We start from the raw sequence: 21,940 nt of genomic DNA on the forward strand, positions 1-21,940 counted from the left end.
ATTCAAGCCGAGCCCCGCTTCGCAGCCGGCTCGGCCGGCCGCACCCAGCGCGCCAGCGTCGCGAACATCTCCTCCACCTTGATCGGCTTGGCGATGTGGTCGTTCATGCCCGCCGCGAGCACCTTCTCGCGGTCCCCGACCATCGTGTTCGCGGTCATCGCGATGACCGGCAGGTCTTGCAGCCGCGGATTGCGGCGCAATGCCCGGGTCGCGGCAAAGCCGTCCAGCACCGGCATCTGGCAGTCCATCAGCACGCCGTCGAACTGCTGCGCCTCCAGCATGTCGAGCGCCTGCTGCCCGTCATGGGCGACGCTCACGACCAGGCCGGCGCGCCGCAGCACGTCCAGCGCCAGCTCCTGGTTGATGGGGTTGTCTTCCACCAGCAGGATGCGCGCGCCGCTCAGGGCCGCCCGGTGCCGAGCCAGGTCTTCCTGGCGCTGCACGGCGCGCGTGGGATGGTGCACGGCCACGCCCAGCGCCTTGCTGCAGGCATCGAGCAGCGTCGACGGCGTGACCGGCTTGGTGAGCAGCGCACTCACCGCAAGCGCCTGCTCGGCCAGGCGCTGCTGCGCGTCGGCGCGGCTGAAGGCGGTCAGCATCAGCACCATCGGCAATGGGTGGCGCCGCTGCGAAGCCCGCGACAGCAGCCGCGTGCACTCCATGCCGTCCATGCCGGGCATCTTCCAGTCCAGCAGCAGCAGCTCGTAGGGCTCGTCGTTCGCGTCGGCATGCTCCACCATGCGCAACGCCTCCCCGCCGTCGCCGGCCGTGTCGGCCTTCAAGCCGAGCGCCGAAATCATCCCGGCGATCACGTCGCGCGCACTGGCGTTGTCGTCCACCACCAGGGCACGGCCGCCTCGCACGCCCTCGCGGCGCAACGCCGGCGCAGGCGCGCCGGAAGCCTTCTGCAAGCCGTAGCGCACGCCGAAGTGGAAGCAGCTGCCCTGCCCCGGCACGCTGTCGACCGCGAGTTCACCACCCATCAGCCGCACCAGGTTGCGGCTGATCGCCAGCCCCAGCCCGGTGCCGCCATGGCGCCGGCTGGTCGACGCATCCGCCTGCGTGAACGGCTCGAACAGGCGCTGCTGCTCCTCGCGGTCGATGCCGATGCCGGTGTCGCGCACCTCGAAGCGCAGTTGCACCGACGCGGCGTCGCGCTCGAGCACGTCGATGGCCACGACCACCTCGCCGCGCTCGGTGAACTTGATGGCGTTGTTGCCCAGGTTGAGCAGCACCTGCCCCAGCCGCGACGGATCGCCCATCAGCGCCGGCAGTTGCGGCGGCACCGCGAACACCAGCTCCAGGCCCTTCTCGTCGGCCTTCATCCCCAGCAGGTTGCTCACGTTGTCCATCACGTCGCCGAGGCTGAACGCAATCGTCTCCATGTCGAGCTTGCCGGCCTCGATCTTCGAGAAGTCGAGGATGTCGTTGATGATGCCCAGCAGCGATTCGGCCGAGCTGTGCACCTTCTGGACGTAGTTGTGCTGCTGCGGGTTCAGCCCGCTTTGCAGCGCCAGGTACGACATGCCGAGGATCGCGTTCATCGGCGTGCGGATCTCGTGGCTCATGTTGGCCAGGAACTCGCTCTTGGCCGTGCTGGCCGCCTCGGCATCGCGGCGCGCCTGGCGGTCGCTCTCGGCCTGCCGGCGCTCGGTGAGGTCGACGATGAAGGCCACGCCCTGGTGGATCGAATCGTTCAGCAGCGCGGCCCCGATGAGCACCGGCACCAGGCTCCCGTCCTTGCGGATGTAGTGCTTCTCGTAGGGCTGGCAGCGGCCGGTGTCGCGCAGCTGCCGGATGGCATGCTGGTCGGCTTCGGCCTCCTGTGGCGGCGTGAGCCGGGCCCAGTTCACCAGGCCGGCGCCCAGGTCGTCGCGGGCGTAGCCGATGATCTCGAGGAAGGCATCGTTCGTCTCGGTGACAGCGCCCGACACGTCCCAGAAGAACACGCCGATCATGCTGGACTCGACCACCCTGCGCACGCGCGCCTCGCTGGCGCGCAGCGCCTCCTGCGTCTCGAGCTGCTCCCGGGTGCGCTGCTCGATGCGCTCGCCCATCGCGTTGACGCTGCGCTGCAAGGCGCCGACCTCATCCTCGGACCCTGTGTGCGTGCCGAGGGCGATGCGGGCCGACACGTCGCCCTGCTCGATCCGCCGGACGCAGTCCAGCGTCACGCCGATGCGGCGCAACAACCAGCGCCCGAACAGGCTGACCGCGATCGCGTTCAGGCACAGCACGGCGAAGGTGATGCCGCCGATCGCGCGCATGAACCCGAACATGGCCGCATACACCTCGTGGCGCGACACGGCCACGCCCACCAGCCAGTCGATCGGCGCCAGCGTGTGGAACACGGCCATGCGCGGATCGCCCTTGTAGCCGTACTCCAGCGAGCCCGCTTGGCGCCGCATCATCTCGTCGACGAAGCCGTAGTCCACGCGCTCGCCCATCCGGAAGTCCGGGTGGTAGACGATCCGGTTGTCGTTCCGCTCGACGATGAACAGCGTGGCCGACGCGAAACCCTCCTTGCCGCGCAGCCGCTGCAGCTGCAGTTCGGCCTCCTTGCCCGCGGCAACGACGCCGGAGCGGTTGAGCTGCTGCCGGATCGACTGCGTGGCGGCCTGCAGTTCCAGCTGCATCAGCCGTTCGCGCGATTTCCGCAGTTCCGCCTGGAGAAAGAACACCGCCGCGCCGAGCACGGCCGCGGTCATCACCAGGATGGCCGCCAGCGAGACAAGGTTGAGGCGTGTGCCGATCTTCACCGCTGGCTCAGAAGTTGTGCTGGTCCACGTTGGCCTTGGTGAACACCATGACGGGCAAGGCCACCTGCAGGCTGATCGCGTCCTGGCGCGGCGTGAAGCTGCCCAGCCTGCCGGCCCGGAAGGCCTGCCCCGCCTTCAGCCCGCCGGCCAGCAGTTGCCGCGCCGCATGCACGGTGAGGTAGCCGTGGTCCGGCGCGTTCCACAGCAGCACGGTCCGGACCGTGCCGTCCTTCAGGAACTCGCGCATCAGGTTCGGCGTCGAGTTGCCGACCACGGCGATCCTGCCGGCCAGCCCGGCCTCGCGCACCGCGCGCGCGGCACCCGGCAGGTTGGGCGCCCCGAGCGCGACGATGCCCTTCAGGCCGGGCAGCGATTTCAGGTAGTCCTGGGTGATCCGGAAGGCTTCCTCGGTGCTCTCACCGGCAGGCCGGATGTCGACGATGCGCAGCCCCTGGTAGCGCGCGTAGATCGTCCGCTTCATCGCATCGATCCAGCTGGTCTGGTTGGGCGCCGAGAAGCTGGTCGTCACGATGGCGACGTCGCCCTTCGGGCCGATCTCGCTGCTCAGCGATTCGACCAGCTGGCTGCCGAAGGCCTCGAAATCCACCAGGTTGACGAAGAACTCGCGCAGCTGGCTGTCGCCGTCCCAGCTCATCACGTGGATGCCGGCGCGCTGCGCCTTCTGCAGCACCGGCACGATGGCCACCGGGTCGTTGGCCGCCACCGCGATCAGGTCGGGCCGGGCCGGAATCAGGCGCTCGATCATCTCGATCTGCCGTTCCACCTGGTCCTGCGTCGGCCCGGTCCAGGTCACCGCGACGTCGGGCAACTCCCGCGCGGCGGCATCGATGCCCGTCTTGACGGCATCGTAGTACGCGATGCCCACCAGCTTGGGCATGATGACGATGCGGTACCGGGGCTGCGCCCGGGCCGGCGGCACGGCCGCGGCCAGGGTCAGCATCCAGGCCCCGCCCCACGCGAATGCACTGCGCCGGTTGATCATTCGCCCGCTCCTCGTACTGCGCCCGGACAGAGACGCCGCCACCCGGAGATGATGTGCCGATGCATCGGCTTGTCAATGCCGCGCTCGACGTTCTCGTTTACCCTGGAAACGGCCCGACGGAGGCCCACCACCCGCGGTCGAAGGCGCAAGATCCCTGTCGCCCAACGGTGTGCGTTGAGGAGACGAGCATGGGTAGCAAGCTTTGGTCAGCGCGGGCCGTCTTCGCGCTCACGGCGGGTCTGCTCGGTGCGAGCCTGGCGCAAGGCGCCGACCCGCAGCCCAAGCTCAAGGGGTCCGACACGACCGTGGTGCGCCCCAGCGACCTGGTTCCGCCCCGCGTGGCGGAACCCTGCAAGCCGGGCCACTGCCCGTTCGCGGGCCAGCACGTGACGGTGCTGGTCGCCGACAGCCAGGGGATCGGCGGGCCGGTGCTGGAGATCAAGCAGGAGTACGAGGCCGCCACCGGCGCCACGCTCGAGATCGTGCAGCGGCCGCACGAAGAACTGTTCGCCACCCTGATGTCCGACCTGACCAGCGGCACCGGCCGCTACGACGCCTGCATCGCCGGCGCCTGGTGGCTCGGCGAGCTGATCGCCGGCAACCACATCGTCCCCTACGACCGCTACTACAAGGATCGGCGCTTCCCGGCCTGGGACATCGGCGAGGTGCTGCCGGCGCCGCGCAGCCTGCTCGAGTTCGGCGGCCACAAGTACATGGTGGCCAACGACCACGACGGCCAGGTGATGTACTACCGCCGCGACCTGCTGGCCGACCCGCAGCACCGGGCCGCCTTCCAGAAGGCCCACGGCTACCCGCTCGCCCCGCCGGCCACGTGGGAGCAGTTCCGCGACATCGCGGACTACTTCAACGGCAAGGACCTCAACGGCGACGGCGAACCGGACCACGGCGTGGTGCTGTCGCTGCGCGCCGGCGCACAGGCCATGTTCCATTACATGTCGCTGTCCGCCCCCTTCGTGATCGGCCCGGACAACCCGCGCCTGTACTGGTTCGACCCGCAGACCATGAAGCCCCTGCTGGACAGCCCGGGCCACGTGCGCGCCCTCGCCACGCTGGTCGACCTGGTGCAGTTCGGCCCGAAGGAGATGCTCAACTGGGACCTCGGCCGCGGCTGGGACCACTTCCTGGCCGGACGCGCCGCGCTCACGCTGACCTGGGGCGATCTCGGCGCGCTCGCGCAGCAGCCGGGCAGCCGGGTGCGCGGCAAGGTGGGCTCGGCGCAGTTGCCCGGCACCTTCGAGTACTACGACCTCGGCCAGCGCAGGTGGGTGAAGACGCAGCAGCCCAATCGCGTCGGCAACACCACCGGCGGCTCCTGGGCGGGCGTGCTCTCCCGCACCTCGAAGGCCCCGGCCGCCACCTACTACCTGCTGGCGCTGATGGCCAGCGAGCCGAAGTCGCGCGTGTACGCGGCGCGCGGCTGGGACGGCATCGACCCGGGCCGCCGCTACCACCTGCTGCCGCCCAAGGGCAGCGCCCGGTTGGACGACTACCTGAAGGCGGGCTGGGACGGCACCGACGTGCGCGACTACCTGCAGGCCTACGACGACACTTTCAGCAACCCGCTGCAGCTGCCCTACCTGCGCATCCCGGGGGCCTTCAGCTACTGGCAGTCGCTGGACCTGCGCCTGGCCGCCGCGGCGAGCGGCCAGCTGAGCCCGCAAGCCGCCCTCACGGCCGCCTCCGTCGACTTCGAGGAAATCACGGTGCGGCTCGGGCGCAACGCGCAGCGCAGCGCCTTCCGGGCCTCCCTTGGCCTGTCGCGATGAGCCGGCCCGCGGCCTGGGAGCGCTGGCACGCGCTCGGCATCGGCAGCAAGCTGACGGCAGCCTTCGGCGTGCTGGCCGGCGCCACCGTGCTGGTCGTGCTGCTGGCCCTGCTGGGCGGGCAGCACCTGACGCGCGACATCGCGCTGGCCGAGAACCTGCGCCGCCCCGCGTCGCTCGCGTCGACACAGGCGCAGGCCAGCCTGCTGAGCATGCAATTGCACGTGCGCGGCTACCTGGTGCTCAGCGACCCGCAGGACGTGCAGCAGTACCAGGCGTCCCGGCGCGAGTTCGAGGACCGCCTGGCCGCGCTGCAGGCGATGTCCAACAGCTGGCCCGAGGCGGACGCGGCCCGCCTGGTCGACGAGCTGACCGCCGACTACCGCCGCTGGGAGAGCCTGCCGAAGCAGCTGTTCGACCTGCACGACAACTCGCTGAAGAACCAGCCGGCGCTGCGGCTGTCGCGCGTCGACGTGCAGGCCCGGCGCGTGCAGGTGCTCGATGGCATCAGCCGCATCATCGAACTGCAGCGCTCGCGCGAATCGAGCCCGCAAAGCCGCGAACTGGTGGCCGACCTGCTGCGCTTCCAGACCTCGTTCGACGCGATGGTGACCAACCTCATCGCCTACGGCGCGTCGGGCGAACTGAGCTTCAAGCTGGCCTATGGCCCCCAGCTGTCCACCAACGCCGCGGCCTGGAACTCGGTGGCGGCACGGCGCGGCGTGCTCGACGCGCAGCAGAACGCGCTGCTCGACCACCTGGCGCGCCAGCGCGCCGAAGTGACCGAGCTGGCGCTGCAGATCATCGGCATCCTGAACGGCGAGCGCGCCTACGAGGATCTCTACCTGTACCGCACCCAGGTGGCGCCGCAGGCCGAGGTGATGCTGGAGCGCCTGGCCAGGCTCACGAGCGGCCAGCAGGCAGCGCTGGGCACTGCGCTGACCGGCGCCGTGCGCCGCATCGCCGACACCCGCCTCGCCGCCGCGGCGGTCGCCCTGCTGGCGGTGCTGGTGGCGGTGGTGCTCGCCTACCGCTTCCAGCGCAGCATCGTCGGGCCGGTGCGCCGCCTCACCGGGGTGGCCGGCCGCGTCGCCGCCGGCGACCTGTCGGCGCGCGCCGCGGTCGAGTCCGGCGACGAGATCGGCGTGCTGGCGCGCAGCATCAACAGCATGACGCAGCAGCTGGCCGACACCATCGCGCACCTCGAGTCGGTGTTCGGCGAGGCGCAACGCGCCAAGGACGCCGCCGAGCTGGCCAATCGCGCAAAGAGCAGCTTCCTGGCCAACATGAGCCACGAGATCCGCACGCCGATGAACGCGATCCTCGGCATGTCGCACCTGGCGCTGCAGAGCGGCCTGGATGCCAGGCAGCACAACTACATCCAGAAAGTGAACGCCTCGGCCGAATCGCTGCTGGGCATCATCAACGACATCCTCGACTTCTCGAAGATCGAGGCCGGCAAGCTCGACATCGAGAGCATCCCGTTCGGCCTCGGCGAGGTGATGGACAACCTGAGCAACGTGGTCGGCATGAAGGCCGACGAGAAGGACCTGGAACTGCTGCTCGAGATGCCGCTGCAGCTGCCGACCGCGCTGGTGGGCGACCCGTCGCGCCTGGGCCAGGTGCTGCTCAACCTGGGCAACAACGCCGTCAAGTTCACCACTGCCGGCGAGGTCGTCGTGGCGGTGCGGGTGGTCGAGGAGAGCGAGGCCTCGGTGCGGCTGCGCTTCGAGGTGCGCGACACCGGCATCGGCATGAGCCCGGAGCAGCAGGAACGCCTGTTCCTGCCCTTCACGCAGGCCGACGCCTCGACCAGCCGGCGCTACGGCGGCACCGGCCTCGGGCTGGCCATCAGCCGGCACCTGGTGCTCCTGATGGGCGGCGAGCTGGCGGTCGACAGCGAGCCGGGCCGCGGCAGCCGGTTCCACTTCGAACTGGGCTTCGGCCTGCAGCCCGGCGCGGCGGCACAGACGCCGATCGATCGCCACGACAGCCTGTCGGGCACGCGCGTCCTCGTCGTCGACGACAACGCCGCCGCGCGCGAGGTGCTGGTCGAGATGAGCCGGGCGCTGGGCCTGCAGGTCGACGCCGCTGCCGGCGGCGAAGAGGCGCTGCAGCGGGTGGTGCAGGCGGATGCCGGCGACCGGCCCTACCAATTGCTGCTGCTGGACTGGAAGATGCCCGGCATGGATGGCGTGGCCTGCGCGCAGGCGCTGGTCGACCGGGCGGTGCTGCGCCACCCGGCGCCGGTGGTGCTGATGGCCACGGCCTTCGGGCGCGAAGAGGTGCGCCAGCACCTGGCYGAGCGGCAGCTGACGGTGGGCGCGCTGCTGACCAAGCCGGTCACGCCGTCGTCGCTGTTCGACGCCTGCATCACCGCGCTCGGCCGCATGCCGCTCGTGCCCACGCGCAGCGCGCGGCGCGCGGATGCGCTGCTGGACCGCCGGGCCGCGCTGGCCGGCGCGCACATCCTGCTGGTCGAGGACAACGCGATCAACCGCGAGCTGGCGGTGGACTTGCTGAGTCGCGCCGGCGTGCGCGTCGGCATCGCCTGCGACGGCCAGGAGGCGCTGGACGTGCTGGCCCGCGAGCGTTTCGACGCGGTGCTGATGGACTGCCAGATGCCGCTGATGGACGGCTACGCCGCGACGCGTGCGCTGCGCGAGCGGCCGGCGTTGCGCACGCTGCCGGTGATCGCGATGACGGCCAACGCGATGGTCGGCGACCGCGAGGCCGTGATCGCGGCCGGCATGGACGACCACATCGCCAAGCCGATCGTGGTGGACGAGATGTTCGCCACGCTGGCGCGCTGGGTGAAGCCGCGGCGCAGCGGCATCGACAGCGCCGGCGGGCTGGCCAACGTTCGCGGCAACGACGTGCTGTACCGCCGCATGCTGGGCATGTTCCGCGAGCGCGAGGCGCAGTTCGTGCCGCATTTCCAGGCCGCGCGTGCGGCGGGGGACCCCGATGCCGCGATGCGCTCGGCGCACGACCTGAAGTGCGAGGCCGGCACGCTGGGCATGCCGGCGCTGCAGGAAGCGGCGGCCGCGCTGGAACAGGCCTGCGTGGCGCACGCCGGCGACGCCGACATCGGCGCGCTGGTGCACGAGGTGTCGCGGCAGCTGGACGCGGTGCTGGGCGAACTGGCCGAGGTCTACAGCCCCAAGGACTTGCGGTAGGCGCTGCGCTGGCGCTCGCGACCCAGGCGCAGCGTGATCTCCTCGAAGTCGACCGCGGCGGCCTTCAGCGCCCCCTCGGCACTCAACTGCCCGGCCACGGCCTCGCCCAGGTGCACGTCGAGTGCCTGCCAGTAGCTGAAGGCACCGGGGATGCGCAGGTAGGGAAACTGCAGCCGGTTGCTGAAGTTCTCGAAGTACGCGTGCAGGTAGTCGCGCACGTCCACCTCGTTCCAGCCGGCCTTCAGGTAGGTGTCGACCTGCCCGGTGCCGTCGGGCGGCAGGAAGTGGAACCGGCGCCCGGGGTCGATGCCATCCCAGCCGCGCACCGCATAGACCTTGGATTTCTCCTGGGCCGCCAGCAGGGCGAGCAGGTAGTAGGTCGCCTCCGGCGCCTTCGAGTACTTCGAGATCACGCCCGCCCAGGAGCCGCCGGTGGTGTTGCCCACCACGTTCGGCTGCGCGCTGGCGACCCAGTCGCGGCGCACGACGCTGTAGTACTCGCGCGTGCCCGGCACCGGTGCCGCGCCGAGCTTGCCCTTGACCTTGCTGCCGGGCTGCTGCGCCAGCGCGCCCAGGTCGCCCCAGGTGAAGGTGAGCGCCGCGCGCCCGGCGAGCAGGTAGTCCCAGCTCTGGCCGAGGTCCCAGTTGCGCATGTCCTTGGGGCCGAAACGGACCAGGTCGACGAAGGCTTCGAGCGCACGCACGTGCCCGGGGCTGGCGATCAGCGGGCGCATGTCCTGGGGGTCGAACCAGTACAGCTTCGGGCTGTCGGGGCCGATCACGAACGGTGCCGAGAACGACATGAAATGGAACATGCCCTGGGCGCCGACCTTCAGGTGCATCGACAGGCCGTGGTCGGGCTCGCCGTCGCCGTTGAGGTCCTTGCCGTTGAAGTACTCGGCCACGTCGCGGAACTGCGCCCAGGTCCTGGGCACATCGAGCGCGTAGCCGTACTTCTGCCGGAACGCGGCCCGGTGCTTGGGGTCTTCCAGCAGGTCGCGCCGGTAGTACATGACCTGGCCGTCGTGGTCGTTGGCCACCATGTACTTCTTGCCGGCATACGACAGCAGGCTGCGCGGTGCGGGCAGCACGTCGTCCAGGCTCCACTGCGGGAAGCGCGGGTCCTTGAAGTACTTGTCGTACGACAGGATGTAATCGCCGGCGACCAGTTCGCCCAGCCACCAGGCCCCGGCGTACGCGGCGTCGTACTTGCCGGCATGGGTGGTGAGGTCGGACATGAAGGTGGGGAAGAGGTCCTGGTGCGTGAGCTGGACCAGGTTGAGTTTGGCGCCGGTGGCGGCCTCGAACTCGGCCCTGAGTTCGCCCAGGGCGCCCTCGTTGGCTTCCTTGATGATCAGCATCGTGACGGTCTGTCCGGCGAACGGACAGCGGCCGGGTTTGCAGGGAGCCACGACGCGCGGCGGGACGATGTCGCCGACGTTCACGGTCGCGGCCTTGTAGACCTCGGTCTTGGGCTTGGCGTCCTGCGCCGACGCCATGACCGGGAGCGTCGCGATCAGCAATGCTGCCCACCTCGATCTCGAATTCATGGCCGTCTCCTGCAGGTTGTCGGCACAGCACATTCTGCGCCGGTGCACGTCCTGTGTGTGCCGTTTTGTGCCTGTTGAACGCATCGTCGACTCAAGCCCCACCTCTGCCCGAAGCTCGTGAGGCGCCGCGCTTCATGGGTCTCGGCCGTGCCCCGCCGTTCGTTCGAGAGCCCTGACGTAGACTGAGTTTCCGCCCTCATTCAAACGGGAGATCCAGTGAAGCTGCTACCCCTTCTCCTTTCAGCCTGCGCCTTGCTGCCCGCATTCGCACGCGCAGAGCCGGTGACCTTGTCGTTTACCGCCGAAGTGCGCAACACCACCACGGGCTACCCCGATCCGGGCAGCTTCATCAGCGGAACTTTTCTCTTCGATCGCGACCCGGGCACCTACGTCGCCAGCAGTTCGGCCGACGGCATGGACTACTGGTACGGCGATGCCAAATACGGGATGGAGGTCCGGTTTCCCTCCGGCTCTCCCGACCTCTCTTCAAGTGGCGGAGGGATCTCGGTTGCGGACCACTATCTCTACACCCCGGAACCGACGGACCTGGCTTTCTTCGGGACGAAGAGAAACGGGATCACCTATGCCCTGATGCTGTTCGGTCCCGACACCTCGTTCTCCGGCAATGCCTTGCCGTCCGACGATTGGCTGTCGCACGGATGGACAGAGGGCTATTTCATGCTGCAGGACAGCTTCCATGCCGGTTCGGTGTTGTCAGCGCGACTGACCAGCTTCACGGTCAGTACCGTCCCCGAGCCGTCGACCCTGGTTTTGCTGCTGGCCGGCTTGGGGGCGCTGTGGATCATTCGACGCGGAACCGTGCGACCTGCGGCAGGCCCGACGTCGGCCCCCGGTGGGCTGGCTTTCATGCCAGGCTGATGCCGTCCTCGTCCTGCCGCAGCCAACCGATCGCCGTCGCGATCAGCACGCAGCCGATCACGGCCGCGATCCAACGCCAGTAGCGACTGACCTCGATCACTTCGTCGCCGCGCGCAATGCGAAAGCACTGGCGGAACAGCCGGGTCGACCGCACATCCACCGTGTCGCCGTCGCGCAGCTTGTTGTAGGCCGCATGGCCGACCGAGCACGACGACACGAGACCGCCGATCAAGTGCAAGGTGTAGCTGGTGTCGCCCGAACTGCTGTCGCGCCGCCCGGACATCCCGTCGTTCACGCGGCTCGTGTGCTGGTCCACCTTCAGCGTCTCGGTGCGCGTGGGCAAGCCGATGTCGCACAGCAGCGCGACACCGGCCATGAAGAACAGGCAGCGCAGCAGAAATTTCAGCACAGGACCTCCTGCGCCGGATTGTGCCGCGCGCCGCACCCTCTCTCAGATCTGGCCCTGCTGGTAGAACCCGCTCTCCACCAGCACCGCCTGCCAGTTCGCCTTGTTGACGAACACCGGCTTCAGCAGGTACGACGGCACCACCTTCACGCCGTTGTTGTAGGTCTTGGTGTCGTTGATGGTGGCCGGCTTGCCGTTCATGTACTCGTCCACCATCGAGGCCACCCGCACCGCCAGCTGCCGCGTGTCCTTGAAGACGGTCGACGACTGCTCGCCGCGCTGGATCGAGCGCACCGAGTTCAGCTCGGCATCCTGCCCGGTCACCACCGGCCAGGGCTGTGCCGCGGTGCCGTAGCCCACGCCCTGCAACGCCGTCAGCAGCTCGACGCTGGTGTTGTCGTTGGGGGACAGGATGGCGTCGAGCCGGCGCTTCGCGTAGATCGACTTCAGCATCGCCTGCAGCCGCGCCTTCGCGATCGCGCCGCTCCATTGCGGCGTGGCCACGTCGGCCATCGCGGCCTTGCCCGAGCCCACGGTCAGCGCAGCCGAATCGATATAGGGCTTCAGCACCGACATCGCGCCGTTGTAGAAGAAGTGCGAGTTGTTGTCGTCGGGCGCACCGGCAAACAGCTCGATCACGCCCTTGCCGCCTTCGCGCAGCTTCAGGCGCGTCTCGATGTCGCGCCCCTGCAGCACGCCGACCTCGAAGTTGTCGAAGGTGGCGTACGCATCCACGTTGCCGCTGTCGCGGATCAACCGGTCGTAGGCGATGACCTTCACGCCCTTCTTCGCCGCGTTGTTCAGCACCGCCGTGAAGGCCGAGCTGTCGCTCGCGCCGATCACCACCACCCTGGCGCCGTTGTCCATCATCTTCTGCACCTGGCCCGGCTGGTCGCCCGCGTTGTTGATGGCGTACTGCAGGTCGACGGTGTAGTTCAGCTTGTTCAGCGTGCGCATCATGCTCAGGCCGTCCTCGACCCAGCGCCGGGACGAGAACGTGGGCATCGACACGCCGATCAGGCCCTTGTCGGCGACGGCGGCACGCGCCATGCGGGTGGTGGCCAGCAAGGCCGGGGCTGTCAGCGAAAGCAGGAGTCTTCTACGGTTCATGGCTTGTCTCGGTTGAGCTCCAGTCGAAGTGCTGGATGGCAGCGCAAGGTAAGGTCGTACCGCCGTGTAACGGATCGATGCAAACCCTGACGCGCAGCGGCCAGCTGCAACGAAACGCACAGCTCGCGCCATGGCGAGCAGGGCACGGCGATGTAGTACGCGCGGCTACATGCGGCAGGGCGATGGAGGTGTCCGCTACAGTCCGCGCATGGGAGACAGCCCCGCCGAGATCCTGCGCGACGTCCACACCATCGGACGCATCGGTGCCGTGCCGATGGTGCTGCGCATCGTCAGCGAGTCCACCGGCATGGGCTTCGCCGCCGTCGCACGGGTGACCGACGGCACCTGGACGGCCTGCGCGGTGCACGACACCATCGCCTTCAACCTGCAGCCCGGCGGCCAGCTCGACGTGTCGACCACGCTGTGCAGGGAGGTGCGCGCCGCCCTCGCGCCGATCGCGATCGACCATGCGAGCCTCGATGCGGCCTGGTGCAACCACCACACCCCGCGGACGTATGCGATCGAGAGCTACATCTCGGTGCCGATCGTGCTGTCGGACGGCCAGTATTTCGGCAACCTGTGCGCGATCGACCCGAAGCCGGCGCGGGTGGCCAACCCGGCGACGGTGGCGATGTTCACGTCGTTCGCGCAGCTGATCGCGCTGCAGCTGGAGGCCGAGCGGCGCAGCGAGGCCCAGCACGCCGCGCTGCTCGACGAACGCGCGCTCGGCGAGCTGCGCGAGCAGTTCATCGCGGTGCTGGGGCACGACCTGCGCACGCCGCTGGCGGCGCTGTCGGCCTGCGGCACGCTGCTGCAGCGGCAGGCCGACCAGCCCGAGCAGGTGCGAACCCTGGCCGGGCGCATCGTGCGCAACAGCCGGCGCATGGGCACGCTGATCGACAACACGCTGGATCTGGCGCGGGCCCGGCTGGGCGGCGGCATCGACATCCAGCCGGTCGACGTGGCCGACATCGGCTTGCCGCTGCGCGCCGTCGTGGCCGAGCTGCGCGATGCGCAGCCGGGCCGGGCCATCGCCGCCGACATCGACGTCGCAAACCCCGTTCATTGCGATCCGGGCCGCGTGCAGCAGTTGGCGGCCAACCTGCTGGGCAATGCGCTGGTGCACGGGTCCGCCGACGGCGCGGTGCGGCTCGACGTGCGAGAAGAAGATGGCGAGCTGGTGGTGCGCGTGCACAACCAAGGCGAGCCGATCGCGGCCACCAGCCTGGCGAGCATCTTCCAGCCCTTCCGCCGCGGCACGGGCGCCTCGAACCGCGAAGGGCTGGGCCTGGGCCTCTACATCTGCGCGCAGATTGCGCAGGCGCATGGCGGGCGGCTGGAGGTGTCGTCGAGTGCCGAGGGCGGCACCACCTTCACGGCCCGGTTGCCGATGCGCGAGGGCTGAGGTTCGGCCCAGGAAACTGGTGAACTATAGAGTTTTATAATTCACCATAATTAACCATAGAAGGTGCAGCATGGCCGACGCATCGATCTTCCATCGTCCCACGCTGGCAGGCCAGTTGTCTCAACAAATCCTGCAAAGCTCGCCCACGTCGGCATCGCCATCCGGAGTCTTCCTGGCTGCGCCGCGGCGTACTGGCAAGTCCACCTTCGTCCGAGAAGACCTGCGCCCTGCATTGGAGGCCAAAGGCGCGCTCGTCGTCTATGTCGACCTGTGGGCCGACCGCAATGTCGATCCGAGCGAGCTGCTTGCCGCCGCGATCCGCGCCGAGATGAGCAAGCACGACAACGCCATCAAGAAGCTCGCCAAGGGCATAGGCATCAGCGGCGGCAAGGTCGGCGGCATTGATTTCTCGCTCGATCGCATCGGCATCGGCAAGGACGTCACGCTGGCCAAAGCGCTCGCAGCGCTCTCCGACGAAGTGAAGCTGCCCATCGTGATCGTGATCGACGAAGCCCAGCATGCCCTCACCAGCCAGGCCGGCATGGACACCTTGTTCGCCCTGAAAGCGGCGCGCGACGAACTCAACAGCAGCGCGCACTCCGGCCTGCGCCTGGTGTGCACCGGATCCAACCGCGACAAGCTCGCGATGCTGCGCAACAGCAAGGACCAAGCCTTCTACGGCGCACCGCTGGTCAGCTTCCCGCATCTGGACAAGGACTACATCGAATGGTTCTGCAAGCACGTGGGCCTGCCTGCGGCGCTCGACCCCGAGAAGGTGTGGCCGTTGTTCGAGAAGACAGGGTGGCGGCCGGAATTGCTCGGCGCCGCAGCCGATTCGCTTCGGTTCGACTTCAACATCGCCGCTACGGACGTTCCTGGTCGATTCGCGACGGCCGTCGACGAACAGATCGAGGCCGCAACGGCCGAAACCATGCGCGTCATACACGCACTCACCCCGCTTCAGACTGCCGTGTTGTACGTGCTTGCCGAAAGCGGCACCAACTACCGGCCCTTCGAAGCGGGCACGCTCGACAAGTAYCGCAAGGCGTTGAAGGAGGCAGGCGAACCGGCCGAATCGGCGACCAAGGTCGACACGACGTCAGTGCAGGCAGCACTGCAGGCGCTGCAGGAGAAGTGGCTCATCTGGCGCGCTTCGCGCGGTGTCTATGCCCTCGAGGATGCATCGCTGCAGGACCTGCTGGCGCCTGGTGCGGCCGCCTAGAAGTAGTAGCTGAACATCACCCCCACATGGTCCCCCTTGATCTTCGGGGCGCCATCGCCGGCGGTGAACTTCTCGCTCACGTGCCGCAGCTTCACGGCCGTGTGCGGCGTGATCAGGAACTCGCCTTCGATCACGCGCCCGGTGCTGTGCTTGTACGACTGGCTCAGCGAGGCCGCATCGCCGCTGCCGCGCAGCCGTGCACCGAACACCACCTGTGCACCCGCCCCGAGCCGCAGGTTGTTGGTGATCGCATACAGCCCCATCACCTCCAGCGGGAAGCGCTGGAACATCAGGTTGCCGCCGCCCACCTTGCGCCGGTCGAACTGGAAGCCGATCGTCATCTGCACCGCCAGCGGCTCGGTGATCCAGTACTCGCCCCCGGCATATGCCTGCAGCCCGCGCCCGGCCTTCATCTCGGGCGTCGAGCCGTCGGCCAGCGCCGTGCCCACCAGGTTGTCGCCGCCGGACGTGAAGCCGCCTCCGATCAAGAGCTTCAGCGGCCCGCCACCGTCCGCCGCCCGTGCAGCAGGCGCCGCGGCCAGCACGATCAGCGCCGCAACAACAACGGCTGCCGTGCGCGAATGGGTCATCGAATCCTCCTCATGGGTGCCTCGTCTCGGATCCGCCATCTCGGCGGCGGGCCGAACGATAGCAAACCCGCCGCATCACCCCGCGTCGCGGCTCAACCGGATGTCCACCTCGCGCTCCACCCACGCCCACTCCGGCGTCGCCCGCAGCGCCTGCACCAGCGCGTCGAAGGCCGCCTCGTCGACCGGCGCGTACTCGAACCAGGTCAGGAAGTCGAACGGTTCCGGCGTGCCCAGGTCGCGACAGTGGTGCAGCCGCCGCGCCACCGCCGGCAGGTAGCCCAGCCCGATGCCGATGTGGCGCGATTGCGCCTCGAAGACGTCGCGCCGCTCGTCCTGCGTCAGCGCCCACCAGCCCGCACTCTTGCGGATCGGGATCAGCGCTGCCCGCGTCGCCTCCGGCCGGCCCAGCGCAGGCTGCCGCGCCAGCAGCTGCGCCTTCTCGGCCCGCTCCACATAGCGCTCGTTGCTGGTGACGCCGCGCAAATGCCAGGCGCCGTCCGGCGCAGCCGCGGCCCCGCCGCACACCTCGAGCCGCGCGACCTGCGGCAGGGGCTCGCCGCTCACGGCACGCACGCTGTCCACCCGCCAAGCGCCGCGTGCCCCGCCGACGAAATGGAGCAGCCGGGACGCCATCGTCGTTCCGCTCACGGCGTGTCGGTCACGAACACCATGCCGAACGCTCCCCACGACAGCGTGCGGCCGTTCACCGAGGTGTACGACGCGACGCCCAGCGAGTGGTAGCTCGACACCAGCGCCGCCAGCGAGCCGATGCCCAGCGCACGCGCCAGCGCGTTGCGCTCGCCGATGGCGGCGCGCACGCTGTCGCGGTGGCGCTCGGCCGACGGGTTGAGCACGACGGCCAGCGCCAGCACGGCGGCCAGCACGCCGAAAGTGGTGAATATGGAACGTGACGACATGGTGAAACGACGAATCGGCAAGAAGTTCGGAAAGGTGCCGGCAAATCCGGCCGAATTTACGCGGCGCTGTCGGCCACCGGCTCGGCGCTCGCGCGCGTCACGGCCGTGCGCAGCTCGATCTCGCTGGGCAGGCGCTTGAAGCGCAGCACCCGGTAGCCGGCCGCGGCCAGCATCTGGTCGCGCGCCGCCACCTCGCCGGCGTCGCGCGCGTGCGCGGCATCATCCAGTTCGATCACCGCCAGCACCTCCGACGCATCGGTGCAGACGACGAAGTTCGCGAACTGGCGGTCGAAGCGGCTGCGCGTCGAGCGATGTGCCGCCGTCAACAGCGCCGACAGCGACACCTGCGCCAGCACCACCTGCCCCGGAAAGGCCTCGCGCAGGCGCTGGAACATCGGCAGCTCCTGCTTCGACAGCGGCCGCCGCGCGCGCGGCGCCGCGCCCGGCTCGCGCGACGCGCGGTTCTTCATCACCCCCAGCAAGGCCAGCACCCCCAGCACCAGTGCGGTCACCACGAGCACGAACGTCATTCGGAACCCTCGGGTCGATTGCGATCGATGCATTGTGCGGGAACCCCACTCATTCAAGGGGGTACTCCGGGCGTCACAGGGTCCGCGCGCATGTAACCAAGCCCCGCAATTGCAACCGCCCACCGTGCGGTTCGTGACATAGGCATCAGTCTTGCTCATACCGGATTCTGTTTTTGTCATATCGGTGTCTTCCCGAGTGATGTCCCACAAGGTCACACAAGCGGCGGACACGTGAGGAGAGTTACTTGCCAGGTACACGCACCACCACTGTCGCCCGTCCCGTCCTGCGCCTCGGCGCCGCGCTCGCTTGCGCGCTCGTGCTGGCTGCCTGCGGCAGCAAACGCGAGGGTGCGACGCAGGTGGCGGCCAAGGTGAACAAGCAGGAGATCTCCGTCCACCAGATCAACTACCTGCTGCAGCGCCAGGGCACCCTGAAGCCGGAACAGCTTGAAACCGCCAGCCGCAAGACGCTGGACGCGCTGATCGACCAGGAACTCGCGCTGCAGGCCGCCAACGAGCAGCGCCTCGACCGCGACCCGCGCGTGATGCTGGCCATCGAGGCCTCGCGCCGCGACATCCTGGCCCGCGCCTACGCCGAGAAGCTGGCCGAAAGTGCCGCCGTGCCGACCGACCAGGACGTCAAGCAGTACTACAACGCGCACCCCGAGCTGTTCGCGCAGCGCCGCGTCTACTCGCTGGTCGAGACCGCCGTCGAGGCCACGCCCGCGCAGCAGCAATCGCTGAAGCCGCAGGTCGACGCGGCCAAGGGCGCCGACGACGTCGCCGCGCTGCTGCGCAGCGCCGGCCTGCGCTTCGGCACGCGCCAGCTGACGCAGGGCGCCGACGCGCTGCCGATGCAGGCCGCCGCGCCAATGCTCAACCTGCGCGAAGGGCAATCGCACATGGTCGGCGGCCCGCTCGGCGCGCGCATCCTGACGGTGGTGTCGGTCAAGCCGGCGCCGCTGGCCGAGAGCGAGGCGAAGACGGCGATCCAGCAGTACCTGCTGGTCGACCGCAAGCGCCAGGTGGTGGACCAGCAGATCAAGCAGCTGCGCGCCACCGCCCGCATCGAATACGAAGGCAAATTCGCGCTCGCCGGCACCGGCAAGGATCCGGCCCCGGCCGACGGCCCGGCCCCGGTGGTGGTGACGACGCCCACCGCCGCCGTCGCCGCCACGGACGGCGCCTCCGGGCCGGCAACGCTCGACGCCTCGTCCGTCAACAAGGGACTCTCCAACTTGAAGTGATGCAACCTCCCTCGATGGCCATGACGATGAAACGCTACGCGGCACTCGCACTTTCGCTCCTGCTGGCCCTGGCCGCGCCGTGGGCCGGCGCGCAGGCGCCGGCCGCCACCGCTGCCGTCTCCAGCGGCAACCCGCCGGCGGCGATCGCGCCGCCCCCGGAGACCAAGCAGCGCGACTACGTGATCGGCGCCGGCGACGTGTTGCGCGTCGCGGTCTACCAGAACCCCGACCTGTCGATCGAGACCCGCGTCTCCGAGACCGGCCAGATCAGCTTTCCGCTGCTGGGCCAGGTGACGGTGGGCGGCCTGACGGTGCCGCAGATCGAGAAGACGCTGGCCGACGCGCTGCGAACCGGTAATTTCATCAAACAGCCCCAGGTGACGGTGCTGGTGACGCAGGTGCGCGGCAACCAGGCGTCAGCCCTCGGCATGGTCAACCGGCCGGGGCGTTTCCCGATCGACGTGAGCGGCATGCGCCTGAGCGAACTGCTCGCGCAGGCCGGCGGCATCGCCCCCGGCGGCAGCGATGTTGTCATCTTGACCGGTATCCGCAACGGGCAACCGTACCGTCTTCAGGTCGATATTGCCGCACTATTTGCAAATGGTGCCCAAAGCCAGGATCCGGTGGTGCTGAACGGCGACACGCTCTACGTCGAGCGCATGCCCACCATTTACATCTACGGCGAAGTGCAACGCCCCGGCGCGATCCGGCTGGAGGCCAACATGACGCTGATGCAGGCGCTGGCCAGCGGCGGCGGCCTGACACAGCGCGGCACCACGCGCGGCCTGCGCGTGCACCGGCGCAACGCCGAAGGCCAGGTGCAGGAACTGCAACCCGGCATGAGCGACACGCTGCAGAACGGCGACGTGATCTACGTGCGCGAAAGCCTGTTCTGACCCTCCACGACAACCTCACCGCTGCGAGCCTCGCCCCATGTCCTTCTCGCAATTCATGTCGATCCTGCGCGCCCGCTGGAAGGCGGCGCTCGCGATGCTGTTGTTCACCATCGGCGTGGCGCTGGCCCTGAGCCTGCTGTTGCCGAAGAAATACACCGCCAGCGCGGCGCTGGTGGTCGACGTCAAGTCGCCCGACCCGATCGCCGGCATGGTCCTGGCCGGCATGATGGCGCCGGGCTACATGCAGACCCAGGTCGACATCATCCAGAGCGACCGCGTGGCGCAGCGCGTGGTGCGCGACATGAAGCTCAACCAGAGCCCGGAAAGCCGTGCCAAGTGGATGGAGACCACCGACGGCGCCGGCGAGTTCGAGGCCTGGCTCGCCAACGCGCTGCAGACCCACCTGGACGTGAAGCCCTCGCGCGAGAGCAACGTGCTGAGCGTGAGCTACGTGTCGCCCGATCCGAAGTTCAGTGCCGCGATGGCGAACGCCTTCGTGCAGGCCTACATCGACACCAACCTCGACCTGCGCGTCGACCCGGCCAAGCAGTACAGCAGCTTCTTCGACAGCCGCGCCAAGGAGCTGCGCGAGGCGCTGGAGAAGGCCCAGGCCCGGCTGTCGACCTACCAGAAGGAGCACGGCCTGGTGTCCGGCGACGAGCGCTTCGACGTCGAGAACGCCAAGCTGAACGAGCTGTCGACGCAACTGATCACGATGCAGGCGCTGAGCGCCGAATCGACCAGCCGGCAACAGCAGGCGCTGGCCTCGCCGAACCAGCTGCCCGACGTGATCAACAACCCGGTGGTGGCCGGCCTGCGCGCCGACCTGTCGCGCCAGGAGGCCCAGCTGCAGCAGCTGAGCACCCGCCTGGGCGACGCCAACCCGCAGGTGCTGGAGCTGAAGGCCAACATCACCGAGCTGCGTTCGCGCTACGACACCGAGGTGCGGCGCGTCAGCAGCAGCATGGGCATCAGCAACAACATCAACAAGTCGCGCGAGGCCGACGTGCGCGCCGCGCTGGAGGCGCAGCGCGCCAAGGTGCTGAAGCTGAAGGACCAGCGCGACGAGGCGATGGTGATGCAGCGCGACCTCGAGGCCTCGCAGCGTGCCTACGACGCGGTGGCCGCACGCCTGACGCAGACCAGCCTGGAGAGCCAGAACAACCAGACCAACGTGTCGATCCTGACGCGCGCGGCGGTGCCGGCCAAGCACTCGTCGCCCAAGCTGCTGCTGAACATGCTGGTGGCCACCTTCCTCGGCCTGCTGCTGGCGGTGGGCATCGCGCTGCTGCGCGAGCTGATGGACCGGCGCGTGCGCAGCCCGGAAGACCTGGTGCGCAGCATCGGGCTGCCGGTGATCGGCATGATCCCGCAGCCGATGCGCGGGCGCCTGCTCGGCGGCAAGCAACGCTTCGTGCTGCCGTCGCGCGTGCTCGCGCGGCTGCCGAACGCGTCATCGAAGATGGCAGTCAGCAACGGCGCAAGGGGGCGTTGAACCATGGCCAACATGAGAGACGGTATGGGGGCCTATGGCGGAGCCAACGGTGCGCGCGGCGGCGAACGCAGTGCCGAAAGCATCGACGGCATGTTCCAGGGCCAGGCAAACGGCACGCAGCTGCATGACCGCAGCATCGGCGACATCATTGCCGACCTGCGGCAGCTCTCGCCGGAGCAGGTCGAATCGGTGCTGGCCTACCAGCGCCAGCACCGGCTGCGCTTCGGCGAGGCGGCGGTGGCAATGGGCYTGGCCACCGACGACGACGTGCTGTATGCCCTGTCGCAGCAGTTCCACTACCCGTACGCGCCCGAAGAGCGGCGCGACCTGAGCCGTGAGCTGGTGGCCGCGGTGCAGCCGTTCAGCCAGCAGGCCGAATCGTTCCGCGCCATCCGCAGCCAGCTGATGATGCGGCTGTTCTCGGCCAACGAGCCCAAGCGTGCGCTGGCGGTCGTGAGCCCGGAGCCGGGCGACGGCAAGACCTTCTTCGCGGCCAACCTGGCGGTCACGCTGGCCCAGCTGGGCGGGCGCACGCTGCTGGTCGACGCCGACATGCGCGGGCCGCGCCAGCACGAGGTGTTCGCGGTGCCGAACGGCGCCGGGCTGTCGAACGTGCTGAGCGGGCGCAAGGAAACCAATGTCATCCACCAGGTGCCCGACCTGCCGAGCCTGTTCCTGCTGCCGGTGGGCGTGACGCCGCCGAACCCGCTGGAACTGGTCGAGCGGCCGGCCTTCAAGCTGCTGCTGCGCGAGCTGCTGTCCAAGTTCGACCACGTGCTGGTGGACACGCCGGCCGCGTCGTACGGCGCCGACGCCGGCGTGATCGCCGCGCGCTGCGGTTCGGCACTCGCGATCGCGCGCAAGGACCAGTGCCGCATGAACGGCCTGCAGGACCTGGTCAGCAGCCTGGCCGAGAGCCCCGCCAAGCTGGCCGGCGTGGTCCTCAACGACTATTGAAATGACACCCA

The 21,940-nt window shown here is 69.0% G+C and carries 18 protein-coding genes; 9 read left to right on the plus strand and 9 right to left on the minus strand.

From position 1 onward, the window contains the following. Window positions 1-2: 2 nt before the first annotated feature. Complete coding sequence (locus tag AC1DYN_RS04045) at window positions 3-2,759, minus strand: response regulator (protein WP_477957821.1); 2,757 nt, start codon at window positions 2,757-2,759, stop codon at window positions 3-5. A gap of 7 nt (window positions 2,760-2,766) precedes the next feature. Continuing rightward, the gene (locus AC1DYN_RS04050) at window positions 2,767-3,762 is read right to left on the minus strand and encodes a substrate-binding domain-containing protein (protein WP_477957822.1); all 996 of its coding nucleotides are present in this window, start codon (window positions 3,760-3,762) and stop codon (window positions 2,767-2,769) included. A 188-nt stretch (window positions 3,763-3,950) separates the two neighbouring features. Here AC1DYN_RS04050 and AC1DYN_RS04055 point away from each other — a divergent pair, with 188 nt between their 5' ends. Then, complete coding sequence (locus AC1DYN_RS04055; protein ID WP_477957823.1) at window positions 3,951-5,549, plus strand: ABC transporter substrate-binding protein; 1,599 nt, start codon at window positions 3,951-3,953, stop codon at window positions 5,547-5,549. Then, a complete protein-coding gene (locus tag AC1DYN_RS04060; RefSeq protein ID WP_477957824.1) occupies window positions 5,546-8,725 on the plus strand; it encodes a response regulator in 3,180 nt (1,059 codons plus the stop codon). The genes AC1DYN_RS04055 and AC1DYN_RS04060 overlap by 4 nt, the downstream gene beginning before the upstream one ends. On the opposite strand, the gene AC1DYN_RS04065 is transcribed toward AC1DYN_RS04060, so the two are convergent. Continuing rightward, window positions 8,701-10,275, minus strand: coding sequence for an ABC transporter substrate-binding protein (locus AC1DYN_RS04065; RefSeq protein ID WP_477957825.1), 1,575 nt, complete (start codon window positions 10,273-10,275; stop codon window positions 8,701-8,703). The two genes, AC1DYN_RS04060 and AC1DYN_RS04065, sit on opposite strands and share 25 nt — an antisense overlap. A 216-nt stretch (window positions 10,276-10,491) precedes the next feature. Here AC1DYN_RS04065 and AC1DYN_RS04070 point away from each other — a divergent pair, with 216 nt between their 5' ends. Then, the gene (locus AC1DYN_RS04070) at window positions 10,492-11,154 is read left to right on the plus strand and encodes a PEP-CTERM sorting domain-containing protein (RefSeq protein ID WP_477957826.1); all 663 of its coding nucleotides are present in this window, start codon (window positions 10,492-10,494) and stop codon (window positions 11,152-11,154) included. On the opposite strand, the gene AC1DYN_RS04075 is transcribed toward AC1DYN_RS04070, so the two are convergent. Both AC1DYN_RS04075 and AC1DYN_RS04080 read right to left on the minus strand, forming a co-directional pair. Continuing rightward, on the minus strand, window positions 11,141-11,563 hold the full coding sequence (locus AC1DYN_RS04075; protein ID WP_477957827.1) for a hypothetical protein: 423 nt from the start codon (window positions 11,561-11,563) through the stop codon (window positions 11,141-11,143). The two genes, AC1DYN_RS04070 and AC1DYN_RS04075, sit on opposite strands and share 14 nt — an antisense overlap. 42 nt (window positions 11,564-11,605) lie before the next feature. Next, on the minus strand, window positions 11,606-12,670 hold the full coding sequence (locus tag AC1DYN_RS04080; protein ID WP_477957828.1) for a substrate-binding domain-containing protein: 1,065 nt from the start codon (window positions 12,668-12,670) through the stop codon (window positions 11,606-11,608). Window positions 12,671-12,878: 208 nt separating this feature from the next. On the opposite strand from AC1DYN_RS04080, the gene AC1DYN_RS04085 reads away from it, so the two are divergent. Both AC1DYN_RS04085 and AC1DYN_RS04090 read left to right on the plus strand, forming a co-directional pair. Then, window positions 12,879-14,075, plus strand: coding sequence for a GAF domain-containing sensor histidine kinase (locus AC1DYN_RS04085; protein WP_477957829.1), 1,197 nt, complete (start codon window positions 12,879-12,881; stop codon window positions 14,073-14,075). Window positions 14,076-14,145: 70 nt separating this feature from the next. Beyond that, window positions 14,146-15,297: an ATP-binding protein gene (locus AC1DYN_RS04090; RefSeq protein ID WP_477957830.1), complete on the plus strand. Its 1,152-nt coding sequence runs from the start codon at window positions 14,146-14,148 to the stop codon at window positions 15,295-15,297. Here the strand turns inward: AC1DYN_RS04090 and AC1DYN_RS04095 are convergent. The 4 genes from AC1DYN_RS04095 to AC1DYN_RS04110 form a co-directional block, all read right to left on the minus strand. Next, a complete protein-coding gene (locus AC1DYN_RS04095; RefSeq protein ID WP_477957831.1) occupies window positions 15,294-15,887 on the minus strand; it encodes a hypothetical protein in 594 nt (197 codons plus the stop codon). The two genes, AC1DYN_RS04090 and AC1DYN_RS04095, sit on opposite strands and share 4 nt — an antisense overlap. 75 nt (window positions 15,888-15,962) lie before the next feature. Then, a complete protein-coding gene (locus AC1DYN_RS04100) occupies window positions 15,963-16,520 on the minus strand; it encodes a chlorite dismutase family protein (protein WP_477957832.1) in 558 nt (185 codons plus the stop codon). An 11-nt stretch (window positions 16,521-16,531) separates the two neighbouring features. Next, window positions 16,532-16,804 carry a hypothetical protein gene (locus AC1DYN_RS04105; RefSeq protein ID WP_477957833.1) on the minus strand — a complete coding sequence of 91 codons (273 nt, stop codon included), beginning with the start codon at window positions 16,802-16,804 and terminating at the stop codon, window positions 16,532-16,534. Between the two features lie 56 nt (window positions 16,805-16,860). After that, window positions 16,861-17,334 carry a DUF2726 domain-containing protein gene (locus AC1DYN_RS04110; protein WP_477957834.1) on the minus strand — a complete coding sequence of 158 codons (474 nt, stop codon included), beginning with the start codon at window positions 17,332-17,334 and terminating at the stop codon, window positions 16,861-16,863. Window positions 17,335-17,579: 245 nt separating this feature from the next. Between AC1DYN_RS04110 and AC1DYN_RS04115 the strand changes: the two genes are divergently transcribed. Genes AC1DYN_RS04115 through AC1DYN_RS04130 form a run of 4 tightly spaced genes read left to right on the plus strand, consistent with a single transcriptional unit; the run spans window position 17,580 to window position 21,929 of the window. Next, window positions 17,580-18,581, plus strand: coding sequence for an EpsD family peptidyl-prolyl cis-trans isomerase (locus AC1DYN_RS04115; protein ID WP_477957835.1), 1,002 nt, complete (start codon window positions 17,580-17,582; stop codon window positions 18,579-18,581). Between the two features lie 20 nt (window positions 18,582-18,601). After that, window positions 18,602-19,477: a polysaccharide export protein EpsE gene (epsE, locus tag AC1DYN_RS04120; protein ID WP_477957836.1), complete on the plus strand. Its 876-nt coding sequence runs from the start codon at window positions 18,602-18,604 to the stop codon at window positions 19,475-19,477. 37 nt (window positions 19,478-19,514) lie between these two features. Continuing rightward, a complete protein-coding gene (epsF, locus tag AC1DYN_RS04125) occupies window positions 19,515-20,972 on the plus strand; it encodes a chain length determinant protein EpsF (RefSeq protein WP_477957837.1) in 1,458 nt (485 codons plus the stop codon). Between the two features lie 24 nt (window positions 20,973-20,996). Continuing rightward, entirely contained in the window at window positions 20,997-21,929 is a 933-nt protein-coding gene (locus AC1DYN_RS04130) for a polysaccharide biosynthesis tyrosine autokinase (protein ID WP_477957838.1), read from the plus strand. Window positions 21,930-21,940 lie beyond the last annotated feature (11 nt).

The sequence above is a fragment of the Rhizobacter sp. P2_D12 genome, assembly GCF_056404395.1.

Bases quoted from the DNA above. Each gene is read 5' to 3' on its own strand.
- AC1DYN_RS04050 (WP_477957822.1), bottom strand. From the start codon at position 3,762: ATGATCAACCGGCGCAGTGCATTCGCGTGGGGCGGGGCCTGGATGCTG.
- AC1DYN_RS04055 (WP_477957823.1), top strand. From the start codon at position 3,951: ATGGGTAGCAAGCTTTGGTCAGCGCGGGCCGTCTTCGCGCTCACGGCG.
- AC1DYN_RS04065 (WP_477957825.1), bottom strand. From the start codon at position 10,275: ATGAATTCGAGATCGAGGTGGGCAGCATTGCTGATCGCGACGCTCCCG.
- AC1DYN_RS04080 (WP_477957828.1), bottom strand. From the start codon at position 12,670: ATGAACCGTAGAAGACTCCTGCTTTCGCTGACAGCCCCGGCCTTGCTG.
- AC1DYN_RS04085 (WP_477957829.1), top strand. From the start codon at position 12,879: ATGGGAGACAGCCCCGCCGAGATCCTGCGCGACGTCCACACCATCGGA.
- AC1DYN_RS04095 (WP_477957831.1), bottom strand. From the start codon at position 15,887: ATGACCCATTCGCGCACGGCAGCCGTTGTTGTTGCGGCGCTGATCGTG.
- AC1DYN_RS04100 (WP_477957832.1), bottom strand. From the start codon at position 16,520: ATGGCGTCCCGGCTGCTCCATTTCGTCGGCGGGGCACGCGGCGCTTGG.
- AC1DYN_RS04105 (WP_477957833.1), bottom strand. From the start codon at position 16,804: ATGTCGTCACGTTCCATATTCACCACTTTCGGCGTGCTGGCCGCCGTG.
- AC1DYN_RS04110 (WP_477957834.1), bottom strand. From the start codon at position 17,334: ATGACGTTCGTGCTCGTGGTGACCGCACTGGTGCTGGGGGTGCTGGCC.
- epsE (WP_477957836.1), top strand. From the start codon at position 18,602: ATGACGATGAAACGCTACGCGGCACTCGCACTTTCGCTCCTGCTGGCC.
- epsF (WP_477957837.1), top strand. From the start codon at position 19,515: ATGTCCTTCTCGCAATTCATGTCGATCCTGCGCGCCCGCTGGAAGGCG.